The following is a 12,754-nucleotide window of genomic DNA, read 5'->3' on the forward strand; positions in this document are numbered from 1 at the left end:
CTCTAGTCTCCCTGAACAATAGGTGTTGGTTGAACAATATCTTCTATTACTTGGTAAAGGATGATTAACTTAACTTTACCATTCCCTGTTGTCTCGTGCAAAACTTTTTCACTTTTCACCTCACCTGTTTGACCTAGCTTTTCTTCTAATTCTTTTTTACCCATTTTAATCCCTGCTTGAACCGCTTCTTTATTTGTGTATTCTCGATTTATTTTTTCACTTTCTCGTGTAATTTCCTTTTCATAGGAGAACGGTAGCTGCATATTCAAAAAATGAAGCGGGTGAACTTCTGTTTCTGTTTTCGGCTGCTGAAAATCATCTTTTTTAAAGGAAAATCCCCAAAATGGGATGGAGCCTCCAAATAAGGAGAGCTTGTGCTTTGTCTTCATTTTACCCGTAAAGACATCAAAAGATGTTCGGAGAGGGACAGAAACTTCAGATCGGTACCATGTTTCACCATAGATTTTCGCTTTGGCTCCGACCGTTTTTTTCTGATCTTCACTCCCAATTAAACCTGAGACGAGCATCTGCCCTTTTTTCACATGCTCATCGACCTGGGCAAGCGGTTCCCCCTTTTCTACATACATTCTCGTGATGACCGCCTTTTTCTTGGCAACGATGTGCTGAGGACTCGTATATTTCTCCTTTTCAGGTTCATTTTTTTCGACCACTTTCATTTGAAACGTCGTTCCGTTCAGTTCAACTCCGACCCATGTAATGCTCTGAATATTGGTCGTCAATGACTTTTGTATTTTTTCAGGGGTCCCCATAAGAAACTGAAAACGCCCTTTTTGTACCCCTATTTCGTCCAGATGCATTCTCATTTGGTGTTCTGTTTCTGGATTCGCACCTTTAATCTCAATTTTCCACACCATATTTGAAAGAGCCAATATCGTCACTAGGAAAAAAGCCATCCCGAGGGTGAATCCAATATTTCTTCTCGACCATAGAAGAAGAAACGGGAACCCTTTCTTTTGATGAAATGAACATTTCACCTCATGATGTCTGCGCACTTTTCTAAAGGCATGTACATCTGAGAGGCGAATAAATAAGCGCACGCTGTCTTGACGGCGGCTCACTTGAAAAATTGTGATCCCCTGTCTCGTGCACTCATTGATTAGCCGCTCAATACCACTTCCTCTTATCTCCACTTCCACTCTGCCAATAAAATAGGCAAACCATTTGTTCTTCACGTTTCTCCCCTCCGTCAGTTAAGAATCAATATAACGGACCTCATCGATTTTCCCCTCTAATAAGATCTCTTCTGGCAAAATCGTTTTAATCACAAAGTCTTTTCCTGAAATAATGCACTGTCCTTGCTTGAGCATCAGCCTTACCTCTTGATCACTGAAAAGTAAAAGCCCTTTATGGTTCTCTATGTAAATGTGGAGTCTGCCAACCATCGTAATACGGGGAAGATCCATCATCACGTCCGGAGGGATTTCAAGTGTTCTTGTCAGCCATGCTTTAAGTCGATTTTTTCTTTTTCCCATTCAATAAGAACCCCTTCCCACCTCATGTGTATGAGATCAAACTGAAAGATGGTGAGACTGATGAGAAAGCCTCTATATCATCCTATTCCTCAGCGGTTCATATCATGCTAATGAATCCCGTAAAACAGCCGTTTCATCATTTTGACTAAGAAAAGTCTCCATTACACAACAAAAAGCCCCCTTAAGGATGAGGGGGCTTACTTCTTTATCTTTTATATGGTCGTTTCATCGTTCGATGCGGCTTTTTGGCACGAGGCTCTCCAAATACTTCACCAAGGATCATCCCTTGAACGACCGTATCTTGGTTGAGCTTCTCAATCATTTTTGGCTTCATTCCAGCAGATGCTGCTTTTGGCCTTGTAAGTTCTCTTTCAAGCGATTGAAACTCTTTATTCAGCTCGCTTTTTCTTTCTTCCATTTCGGCAAGTGTAGCTGTATAACGATCCTGTAAGGACTGTGAACCTTGTTTCTTCATCCCGCCATGATCATGTACATCGCCAAAATCGTCAAGCTGGTCCGTTACGACCGGATCTGGACTTGTTTGTTTTGTTTGCTTTTGCGGCACTGGTTTACGCTGAGGAGCCGGTTTGTTTTGCTGGTTTTTTTGTTCGTTCTCCTCTTGTTTACCAATTTTCCCAAAGACCGCAGAAATGATACCGATGATAATCGCGATTAATAGCGGATTTTCAAATAGAATGTCCAATGGGCTCCCTCCTTAAAGCGTGAGAGGATGCTTATTTGTTTTCATTATCAGATGGACCTTTTGTCATTTTGCCAAATGAATCTCTCATATCCGTATCAGCATCGATATTCTTAATGTTCATGTAGTCCATGACACCGATATTACCTTCACGTAGTGCTTCGGCCATTGCAAGTGGTACTTCAGCCTCTGCTTCTACTACTTTCGCGCGCATTTCTTCAACTCTCGCACGCATTTCTTGTTCTTGTGCAACAGCCATCGCGCGGCGTTCTTCTGCTTTCGCCTGTGCAATGTTTTTGTCGGCTTCTGCTTGGTCTGTCTGCAGGATCGCCCCGATGTTCTTACCGATATCAACATCTGCGATATCAATCGAGAGAATTTCAAATGCTGTACCTGAATCTAATCCTTTACCAAGAACCGTTTGAGAAATCATATCAGGATTTTCAAGAACCTTTTTATGATTATCTGATGAACCGATTGTCGAAACAATCCCTTCACCTACACGAGCAATGATTGTTTCTTCCCCTGCACCACCGACAAGCCTGTCAATGTTTGCACGAACTGTAATACGTGCTTTTGCTTTTACTTCAATCCCGTCCATCGCAACACCTGAGATAAATGGTGTTTCAATGACTTTAGGGTTTACACTCATTTGGACAGCTTCAAGTACGTCACGGCCTGCTAGGTCGATTGCCGCACAGCGAGCAAAGTTCAATTCGATATTCGCACGCTGAGCTGCGATCAGTGCGTTGACAACTCGGTCTACGTTACCACCTGCAAGATAGTGGCTTTCTAATTGGTTAATCGTCGCATCAAGACCTGCTTTATGCGCTTTGATGAGCGGGTTGACCACTCGGTTTGGAATCACTCGGCGAAGTCTCATTCCTACAAGTGTAAAAATGCTCACTCTTACGCCAGCCGCTAGGGCAGAAATCCACAGCATCACCGGTACAAAGGTGAAGAAGATCGATAGAACGATCAAACCTGCTGCGATAATCACGAATAATAGTAAAGTAGATGGATCCATTTTATTCCTCCTATAAAATCAGTATATCTATACTTTCCTCACGACAATGCGTGAGCCTTCCGCTTTCACAATTTTTACTTGTACATCCTTATCGATAAAAGCACCTTCTGACACAACATCAATGCGCTCGTCTCCGAATACAATCGTACCAGATGGACGAAGTGCTGTTGCTGTCACTGCGATTTGTCCTACAAGATCATCTCTTGTTTCATTTGAGACATAACCACTTTCTTTATTGGTTGAATCGGTTAAAATGAACTTTTTAAAAAATTTCATACGTTTCCCCAACACCTTTGTCAATAAAATAACTGCTATGATTGAAACAGCAGTGGCAATCAAGATGGAAATCGCCATTTCTGTAAAGCTTCCAGCTGCTAAAAATAAGCTGACAACGACACAGATTAGTCCAATGACACCCACGATTCCCCCTGGCAAAAATAATTCCAGAATGATCAACACAATCCCTGCCAAAAACAGGAACAATGTCTCATATCCTGCGAAACCTGCCACGAGATGACCATAAAAGAATAGAAGAAGCGCTGTGACTCCCATGGTGCCTGGGACCCCAAAGCCGGGAGAATATAATTCAACAATTAATCCTAAGCTCGCAATGGATAAAAGGATAGGAATGACGATCGGATGCGTGAGAAAACGCGCAACCTTTTCAGCAAAGCTCACTTCATCGTATTGAACAGATGCATCTGCTAAGTTCAGCTTCTGAAGCAAGTCATCCATATTTTTCGCTTCTCCTTCTGCATAACCGAACTGAAGCGCCCGATCTGTGTTAAAGGTCAGCAGTTCTCCTTTTGGTGCACCAGCTTCTTTTGCGTCTATATCTACATCTGCCATCGCAAGAGCATATTTTGGATCACGCCCCTGCTTTTCAGCAGCGTCACTCATTTCAGCAAGCCATAGAGATTCAGATTTTTGATCGGCAGCGTTGCCTTCACCGTCAATGATCGCAGCAGCCCCCATCTTTCCGTTTGGGGTCATATAAATTTGATCGGCATTTAAGGCAATGAATGCCCCGGCTGAAAGCGCTCTATGATTCACAAACGCTGTCACTGGGATGTCGGATGCACGAATGGTATCGGCTATTTCAAGTGCCGCATCGACTGCACCACCTGGTGTATTGATGTCGAGAATGATGTGCTTCGCCCGTTCCGACTTTGCCTGCTCAAATGATCGTTCAATGAATTTAGAAAGTCCTTTTTCTACTGTATCTTCAATTGGGATAACATGAACTTTCTGATCTGCTGATTTCGCGGTCAATTGAACCCCTAATAACAAGCATATTATAAAACAACTGAAGAGAGCAATAGAAATTTTCATTTTTTTCATCTATTTGGTGATCCCCCCTCTCTTTCTTTCATTTTACCGTTCCTTTACATACGTTACAAATGTATCATAGGTTTCATTTTTATATGACAGGTTTATGGAGGCATAAAAAAAGTACCCTTCTAACATGAGAAGGATACTTTTTTATTGAGACAGTTGCTCGCTGACAAGTCTGTTAATCACAGCACCATCAGCTTTACCTTTTACTTTTGGCATAATAGCGCTCATCACTTTACCCATATCAGCTTTCGATGAAGCACCGGTTTCGGCAATTGTTTCTTTCACAACCGCCTGCAGTTCTTCTTCAGAAAGCTGTTCAGGTAAATAAACGTCTAAAATGTCAATCTCTTTTTGAACTTTATCTACTAAATCTAAGCGATTAGCTTTCGAAAATTCATGGAGGGAGTCTTTACGTTGCTTAATCTCGCGGGAAAGGACGGTTAGTTCCTCATCTCCGGTCAAACTGTCTTTCTTAAGCTTTATTGCTTCATTTTGCAGTGAAGCCTTTACCATACGAATGACAATAAGCTTGTCTTTCTCTCGGTTTTTCATAAAAAGCTTCATATCAGAATTTAATTGCTCAAGAAGACTCATAAAATCCACCCTCTTTAGAATTTACGTTTTCTAGCAGCTTCAGACTTTTTCTTACGCTTTACGCTAGGCTTTTCATAAAATTCACGCTTTCTTGCTTCTTGCAATGTTCCAGTTTTGGATACACTGCGTTTAAAGCGACGAAGAGCATCTTCAAGCGATTCGTTTTTTCTAACGACCGTTTTTGACATTCTCTTTCCCTCCCTCCGAATACACCAATCGACTGCATTAAAAAAAGATATACATATGCAAAACATGTACCTAGACATTATAATATAAGCCTAGGTTGAGGTCAACTAAGTGATTTGGAAATATATTTTCGTCATGAGCAGGTAGACAAGTCCATATATTCATTGGTAAGAGGAGGACTTTTCTATGATGGCGATCATTTATTTTTGTGCACTTATTTTCATTTTTTTATGGGCAATGGGTTTGCTTAGGAATGGATTAATGGCGCTCACGTCGTCTCGTATTGAGAAATCTCTTCTTCTCTTTACAGATCATCCAGTCAAAGCATTCTTGGTCAGTATTGTGTTTACAGGGGTTCTTCAAAGCAGTTCGGCGTTTATGGTCATCGTTATCGGCTTTGTGAGTACAGGCATTCTCACGTTTAAAAAATCCATACCCATGATTCTTGGAACGAATATCGGCTCAACATTTACGACAGAATTTATTGCAATTAAGATGGACGTGTTTATGTGGGTTCTGATTGCAGCTGGTCTTTTATGTATCATTTTGGGCAGGAAGTCTTTTCGATATGCAGGAAAAAGTTTATTTGGGCTTGGCATGATCTTTTTTTGTATTCAAGGTTTTTCAAAAATTGCAGGTATGATGACCAGTCAGCCAGAGACACTGCGTTTCCTTGAAATGATGCAGCATTCCGATTGGACAGCTCTTCTCTCTGGTACAGTGTTCACGGCGATTGTTCATTCAAGTTCTGTATGTATCGGTATTTTGATGGGATTTATGAATGAAGGGACTGTCGCTCTAAAAGAAGGCATCAGCTTTGTTTTAGGGTCCAATATCGGAACATGTATTACTGCCGTGATGGCTGCTATCTCTGGCGGTTATGCAGCCCGCCAAACCGCGTATGCACACGTCGTGTTTAATGTTCTAGGTGTACTTTTATGTCTTCCTTTTCTCGCCTTTATTACAGAGTTTGTTGCGCTTTTAGCAAGCTCTCCTGCCCAGCAGATTGCGCACTTTAGTCTGCTGTTTAATGTTGCAAGTTCTCTCCTCTTTTTCCCGTTCATCCGCCCTTTTCACGCCTTGATTTTGTTCCTTCTTCCGAATCGGTCAACATAAAAGAAACCGGCTTGCCTAATGGCTGCCGGTTTTTCATTCATTATGAGGTCATTTTCACTTGATCCGTCTGCACGTCATCACTTATACGGACGAATTGTCCTTCGTTATAAGGATAGCCTGCTTTCGTAATCTTCACTTTTACCAAACGGCCGATCATGTCCTCTGTTCCTTCAAATACGACCTTCATGTAGTTATCAGTATATCCTACATACAGATTGTGCGTTCCGTCTTGTTCTTTGAACGATTCTTCTGGAATAATCTCTAAGACGTCGCCTTCATATGCCGATGCATATTCTTTTGCAAGCTGATCAGAAAGAGCAATGAGGCGGTGAACGCGCTCGTTTTTCACATTCTCATCTACTTGATCTTCCATTCTTGCAGCAGGCGTACCTGTCCGTTTGCTGTAAGGGAACACATGGAGCTCAGAGAATTGATGGTCTTTGACAAAATTGTATGTTTCCATAAATTCTTCTTCTGTTTCTCCTGGGAATCCAACGATCACATCTGAAGTGACAGCAAGACCTGGCAATGCTTTTTTGAGCTTCGTTAAACGCTCTGCAAAGAATTCCATTGTGTATTTACGGCGCATTCTTTTCAGTACAGTATTAGAGCCAGATTGAAGCGGAATGTGCAAGTGTCTCACAATTTTATCTGACTGATCGAGCACTTCAATTACTTCGTCTGTAATTTGACTTGCTTCAATGGATGAAATGCGGATTCGTTTTAATCCCGCCACACGTTCATCTAATTCTTTCAGAAGCTTAGCAAAGTTATAATCCTTTAAATCTTCACCGTATCCACCTGTATGAATACCTGTTAATACAATTTCTTTGTAGCCAGCATCGACAAGCTGCTGCGCTTGATTGATGACTTCTTCTGGATCGCGAGAACGCAGTAATCCGCGAGCCCAAGGGATAATGCAGAATGTACAGAAATTGTTACAGCCTTCTTGGATTTTTAATGAAGCACGTGTTCTGTCAGTAAACGCAGGAACATCTAGTTCTTCAAAGACCCGTGCTTTCATGATATTGCCAACTCCGTTGATCGGCTGTCTTTCTCTTCTGTATTCTTCAATATAACCAAGCAGTTTATGTCTGTCTTGTGTGCCAACCACAATATCAACACCAGGAATCGCCATGATTTCTGCCGGAGACGTTTGTGCGTAACAGCCTGTTACACAAATGACACCATCCGGATTATGACGAATGGCTCTTCTAATGACTTGGCGGCTTTTTTTATCGCCTGTATTGGTGACGGTACATGTATTAATGACATATACGTCTGCTTTTGATTCATAATCTTTTCTTTCATAGCCAGCTTCTTTAAACAGCTGCCAGATGGCTTCTGTTTCGTAGTGATTGACCTTACAGCCAAGTGTATGGAACGCTACTGTTCCCATCATGATTCACCTCTTAATAACTCTGTTTGATAAGATATAGCAGAAAGCGCGTAAAGAGGAGCTGTTTCTGTTCTTAAAATGCGTGGTCCAAGCCCGCAAATGACTGCACCATGCGCTTCAAGTTCTTCAATCTCCTTTTCTGCTAAACCGCCTTCTGGACCAAAAACCACTAATAAGGTTTGTCCGCCCTTCATCTGTTGGAGCACCGTTTGAAACCGGCTTTGCTCGCCTTCTTTCGATGATTCTTCGTATGCAACGACACATTTATCGAATTCACCGGCCAGTTGAATCAGCTCTTTAAATGTTGATACTGGATAAACGCGCGGAATGATATTCCGGTAAGACTGCTCGGCAGCTTCTTTCGCAATTTTTTCCCAGCGATCTCGTTTTTTTAATGACTTTTTTTGGTCAAGTTTTGTAATCGAACGAGTCGCTTGAAACGGAATAAAAGCACTTGCGCCAAGCTCGGTGCCTTTTTGGATAATCCATTCAAGCTTATCCCCTTTTGGCAGACCGCTTGCAATCGTCACCTTGATCGGAAGTTCTCGATTCTGATTCGTCCAGCCTTCCAAGTGACAAATCACTTCTTCCTTTGTTATTGTATCAATTTTACTGAGCGCTTCAAAGCCGTCTGTCGTTAAGCAAAGGATGTCTTCTCCTGCTTTCATCCGCATGACGTTTGCAAGGTGATGTACATCTTCACCCTTTATGACGATGTTTCCCTTTTCCGTCACTTCTTCTTTTGTGAGGTCGATAAAATATCGTTGCATACGTGTCCTGACACCTACTCGCTTTATTTTTTCGCTATGATGCTGACCCAATCTTCCATTGACAGCACTTCAACAATCTCAAAACCGGCTTCTTCTAAAGCAGTTTTGACTTGTAATTTCTTTTGTCCGATAATGCCTGATGTAATAAAGTAACCGTCTTTCTTCAATAGATCATACGCTTGATCTGTAAAGCGCATGATGACCTCTGCGAGGATGTTGGCCACAATCACATCGCGTTCACCTGAAATCCCATCAAGTAAATTATTTTGTTTTACCGTTACTTGCTCGCTCACACCATTTAATTCGATGTTCTGCTTTGCACTTTCCACTGCAACGGTGTCGAGATCAAATGCATGAATGTCTTTTGCACCGAGCATTGCAGCAGCAACACTTAAAATGCCAGATCCTGTTCCAACGTCAATCACCGTGTCGTTTTCCTTCACATAGCGCTCAAGCGCCTGAATACAAAGAACCGTTGTTGGATGTGTACCGGTTCCAAATGCCATTCCAGGGTCCATTTCGATGATCAATTCATCAGAATGAACGGGTGTGTACTCTTCCCATGTTGGGACGATGGTAAATTTCTCAGAGATTTTCACAGGATGATAGTATTTCCTCCATGCAGTCGCCCATTCTTCTTCGTTTACTTCACAAATTGACAGTGTATTTCGTCCAAGGTCAATATCGTATAGAAGAAGATTATTGATGGCTTCTTTGATCTCATCTACCGTTTCCATCAAAAAGCTATTCATCGGAAGGTAGGCTTTGACGATGACCCCTTCCTCAGGATAATCATTCGGATCGAGCTGGTAGATCTCACCGTATACATTTTCACGTTCCTTGACTAAATCAAGCGGGTCCTCAATCACGACACCACTTGCACCTGCTTCATGCAAAATATTGGTGATCGGTTCCACCGCTTCATTTGTTGTATGGACGCTAATTTCTGACCACTTCAATACTACCAACTCCTTATCCGTCTTACTCGCCTTTAAATGCGCGTTTCACCTTATCGAAAAAGCTCATTTCTTGTTCGTCCGGTTTATTTCCGCTCACTTCAGCAAATTTTCTAATGATATCTTTTTGATTTTCAGTTAAATTCGTCGGTGTTACGACGCGTACAACGATATGCTGATCGCCTTGACCATAACCGCGTACATTTTTTACACCTTTTCCTTTGAGTCTAAACTTCGTACCCGTTTGTGTGCCCGCAGGAACTTTTAATTTGACTTTCCCATGTAATGTCGGCACTTCAATTTCATCACCTAGTGCAGCCTGCGCAAAGGTAAGCGGCATTTCGCAGTAGATGTCATCTCCATCTCGTTCGAAGAATTCATGTGCTCTCACATGGAAAACAACAAATAGATCGCCTGGAGGTCCTCCATTTACACCTGGTTCACCTTGACCAGATACTCTAAGCTGCTGACCATCGTCCACACCTGCTGGGATCGTCACATTGATTTTCTTACGCTTACGCACTTTACCAGATCCACCACATGTTGAACACTTATGTTCAATTTGTTTACCAGTTCCGCTACAGTAGTTACATACTCTGCGGTTGACTACTTTACCAAATGGCGTGGATTGCTCGACATTTAGTTGACCTGATCCGCCGCAATGTGAGCATGTCTTCGCCTGTGTTCCAGGTTTTGCACCTGATCCATGACACGTTTCACATGATTCCTCGCGGGGAATCTCGATCGTTGCTTCTTTCCCAAATGCCGCTTCTTCAAATGAAAGGGTCATTGTATATTGAAGGTCCGCTCCTTGACGCGGTGCATTTGGATCTCTTCTTCTGGCTCCGCCGCCAAAAATACTAGAGAAGATGTCATCAAATCCGCCGAAGCCGCCAAAGTCTCCTCCACCGCCAAATCCGCCGCCACCAAATCCTTGGTTTGGATCGGTGTGACCGAACTGGTCATAATGTGAACGTTTTTGATCGTCAGAAAGGGTTTCATAGGCTTCTTTTACTTCTTTGAATTTCTCATCTGAGCCAGCTTCTTTATTAATATCAGGGTGATACTTTTTTGAAAGCTTGCGGTATGCCTTTTTGATTTCGTCCTTTGAGGCGCTCTTACTCACGCCAAGCACTTCATAGTAATCACGCTTACTCATCTCTTCACACTCCCGATTTTCTCACATAAATACGATTGTATCATTTTAAATTGATCTTTTTCAATTCCTTTTCATCGTTGAAAAGAAAAAAGTCAAAGCCAAGAGATCCTGACTTTGACTTTCTGACGAATACGTTTCAGCAGTCTTTTTCAAAAGTAAAGGTGATTATTTTTTCTCTTGATCGTCGTTTACTTCTTCGTATTCTGCATCCACTACATTGTCATCTGCTTTTTGAGCACCTTCAGCGCCTTCTTGCTGAGCTTGTGCTTGTTTTGCAGCTTCTTCATAGAGCTTTGTCGTTAATTCTTGAACGATTGTTTGAAGCTCATCTTTTTTCGCTTTGATGTCTTCAAGCTCGCCTTTTTCGATCGCAGCTTTTAGTGCATCTTTCGCGTCGTTTGCTTTTTTCACTTGCTCTTCATCGATTTTGCCTTCAAGATCTTTTAATGTTTTTTCTGTTGTAAACACTAATTGATCTGCTTCATTGCGCACTTCGATTTCTTCTTTTTTCTTCGCATCTGCTTCAGCATTTTCTTCTGCTTCTTTGACCATTTTTTCGATCTCATCATCAGAAAGACCTGAAGAAGATTTGATTGTGATGTTTTGTTCTTTTCCAGTACCCATATCTTTCGCACGTACGTTGACGATACCGTTTTTATCGATATCAAAAGATACTTCGATTTGTGGTACGCCGCGTGGTGCTGGTGGAATGTCAGTCAATTGGAAACGACCTAATGTTTTGTTGTCTGCTGCCATTGGACGCTCACCTTGTAAGACGTGAATGTCTACAGCAGTTTGGTTGTCAGCAGCCGTTGAGAATACTTGAGATTTACTTGTTGGAATGGTTGTATTACGTTCAATCAGCTTTGTGAATACGCCGCCCATTGTTTCAATTCCTAAAGAAAGTGGTGTGACGTCAAGAAGAACAACGTCTTTGACATCTCCCGTGATAACTCCACCTTGAATTGCCGCACCAAGTGCAACCACTTCATCAGGGTTTACGCCTTTATGAGGCTCTTTACCTGTTTCTTTTTTGATTGCTTCTTGTACTGCAGGAATACGAGTTGATCCACCAACAAGGATAACTTTATCAATCTCGCTAGCAGATAGACCAGCATCTTTCAGTGATTGACGTACAGGTGTCATTGTACGCTCTACAAGGTCTGCAGAAAGCTCTTCGAATTTAGCACGCGTTAGCGTTAATTCTAGGTGAAGAGGACCTGCATCTCCAGCTGTGATAAATGGCAGTGAGATTTGTGTAGAAGATACACCAGAAAGATCTTTTTTCGCTTTTTCAGCAGCATCTTTTAAACGCTGAAGCGCCATTTTATCTTTAGAAAGATCAATGCCGTTTTCTTTTTTGAACTCAGCCACTAGATGATCGATGATGACTTGGTCAAAATCGTCTCCACCTAGACGGTTGTCCCCAGCAGTTGAGCGTACTTCAAAGACGCCATCTCCAAGCTCAAGGACTGATACGTCAAATGTACCGCCACCAAGGTCATATACAAGAATCGTTTGATCTTCATCTGTTTTATCTAAACCATAAGCAAGTGCAGCTGCTGTTGGTTCGTTGATGATACGTTCTACTTCAAGACCAGCAATTTTACCAGCATCTTTTGTTGCTTGGCGCTCTGCATCGTTGAAGTAAGCAGGAACTGTAATAACCGCTTTTGTTACTTCTTCGCCAAGATAAGCTTCAGCGTAAGATTTAAGGTGTTGAAGGATGATTGCAGAGATTTCCTGCGGCGTGTAGTTCTTGCCCTCAACTTCTACTTTATAATCTGTACCCATATGTCTTTTAACAGACATGATAGTGTTTGGGTTTGTAATTGATTGACGTTTTGCTACTTCACCTACTTGGCGCTCTCCATTTTTAAAAGCGACAACAGATGGTGTTGTACGTGCTCCTTCAGCGTTTGCAATAACTTTTGGCTCGCCGCCTTCGAGTACTGCAACACATGAGTTTGTTGTTCCTAAGTCAATACCAATGATTTTACTCATATTCGATGACCT

At 42.0% G+C, this 12,754-nt stretch carries 13 protein-coding genes; 1 reads left to right on the forward strand and 12 read right to left on the reverse strand.

Translation table 11 applies throughout. From position 1 onward, the window contains the following. Positions 1-2 precede the first annotated feature (2 nt). The 7 genes from yqfD to rpsU all read right to left on the reverse strand — a co-directional run bounded on the left by yqfD (position 3) and on the right by rpsU (position 5,340). Positions 3-1,193, reverse strand: coding sequence for a sporulation protein YqfD (gene yqfD / locus AC0VYC_RS11685; protein ID WP_475388503.1), 1,191 nt, complete (start codon positions 1,191-1,193; stop codon positions 3-5). An 18-nt stretch (positions 1,194-1,211) separates the two neighbouring features. Further along, positions 1,212-1,493 carry a sporulation protein YqfC gene (gene yqfC / locus AC0VYC_RS11690; RefSeq protein WP_012010618.1) on the reverse strand — a complete coding sequence of 94 codons (282 nt, stop codon included), beginning with the start codon at positions 1,491-1,493 and terminating at the stop codon, positions 1,212-1,214. Positions 1,494-1,698: 205 nt separating this feature from the next. Then, positions 1,699-2,196, reverse strand: coding sequence for a hypothetical protein (locus AC0VYC_RS11695; protein WP_024718815.1), 498 nt, complete (start codon positions 2,194-2,196; stop codon positions 1,699-1,701). Between the two features lie 31 nt (positions 2,197-2,227). Further along, positions 2,228-3,220 carry a flotillin-like protein FloA gene (gene floA, locus AC0VYC_RS11700; RefSeq protein ID WP_007501317.1) on the reverse strand — a complete coding sequence of 331 codons (993 nt, stop codon included), beginning with the start codon at positions 3,218-3,220 and terminating at the stop codon, positions 2,228-2,230. Between the two features lie 27 nt (positions 3,221-3,247). Then, positions 3,248-4,561, reverse strand: coding sequence for an NfeD family protein (locus AC0VYC_RS11705; RefSeq protein WP_079919484.1), 1,314 nt, complete (start codon positions 4,559-4,561; stop codon positions 3,248-3,250). A 141-nt stretch (positions 4,562-4,702) separates the two neighbouring features. Beyond that, the gene (locus AC0VYC_RS11710) at positions 4,703-5,152 is read right to left on the reverse strand and encodes a GatB/YqeY domain-containing protein (protein ID WP_007501319.1); all 450 of its coding nucleotides are present in this window, start codon (positions 5,150-5,152) and stop codon (positions 4,703-4,705) included. A 14-nt stretch (positions 5,153-5,166) separates the two neighbouring features. Beyond that, a complete protein-coding gene (gene rpsU, locus AC0VYC_RS11715; RefSeq protein WP_003152957.1) occupies positions 5,167-5,340 on the reverse strand; it encodes a 30S ribosomal protein S21 in 174 nt (57 codons plus the stop codon). A 184-nt stretch (positions 5,341-5,524) separates the two neighbouring features. On the opposite strand from rpsU, the gene AC0VYC_RS11720 reads away from it, so the two are divergent. Beyond that, complete coding sequence (locus AC0VYC_RS11720) at positions 5,525-6,454, forward strand: Na/Pi symporter (protein WP_249855888.1); 930 nt, start codon at positions 5,525-5,527, stop codon at positions 6,452-6,454. 40 nt (positions 6,455-6,494) lie between these two features. Here AC0VYC_RS11720 and mtaB read toward each other — a convergent pair whose 3' ends face one another. The 5 genes from mtaB to dnaK form a co-directional block, all read right to left on the reverse strand. Next, a complete protein-coding gene (gene mtaB / locus AC0VYC_RS11725; RefSeq protein ID WP_100325288.1) occupies positions 6,495-7,853 on the reverse strand; it encodes a tRNA (N(6)-L-threonylcarbamoyladenosine(37)-C(2))-methylthiotransferase MtaB in 1,359 nt (452 codons plus the stop codon). Continuing rightward, entirely contained in the window at positions 7,853-8,623 is a 771-nt protein-coding gene (locus tag AC0VYC_RS11730; RefSeq protein ID WP_024718812.1) for a 16S rRNA (uracil(1498)-N(3))-methyltransferase, read from the reverse strand. Before AC0VYC_RS11730 ends, mtaB begins: the two co-directional genes overlap by 1 nt. 23 nt (positions 8,624-8,646) lie before the next feature. Next, positions 8,647-9,582: a 50S ribosomal protein L11 methyltransferase gene (gene prmA, locus AC0VYC_RS11735; RefSeq protein ID WP_475388508.1), complete on the reverse strand. Its 936-nt coding sequence runs from the start codon at positions 9,580-9,582 to the stop codon at positions 8,647-8,649. 22 nt (positions 9,583-9,604) lie between these two features. Beyond that, complete coding sequence (gene dnaJ, locus AC0VYC_RS11740) at positions 9,605-10,738, reverse strand: molecular chaperone DnaJ (protein ID WP_017367628.1); 1,134 nt, start codon at positions 10,736-10,738, stop codon at positions 9,605-9,607. 165 nt (positions 10,739-10,903) lie between these two features. Continuing rightward, positions 10,904-12,742: a molecular chaperone DnaK gene (dnaK, locus tag AC0VYC_RS11745; RefSeq protein ID WP_008342469.1), complete on the reverse strand. Its 1,839-nt coding sequence runs from the start codon at positions 12,740-12,742 to the stop codon at positions 10,904-10,906. Positions 12,743-12,754: the final 12 nt, after the last annotated feature.

The sequence above is a fragment of the Bacillus sp. iso_77 genome, from assembly GCF_056173625.1.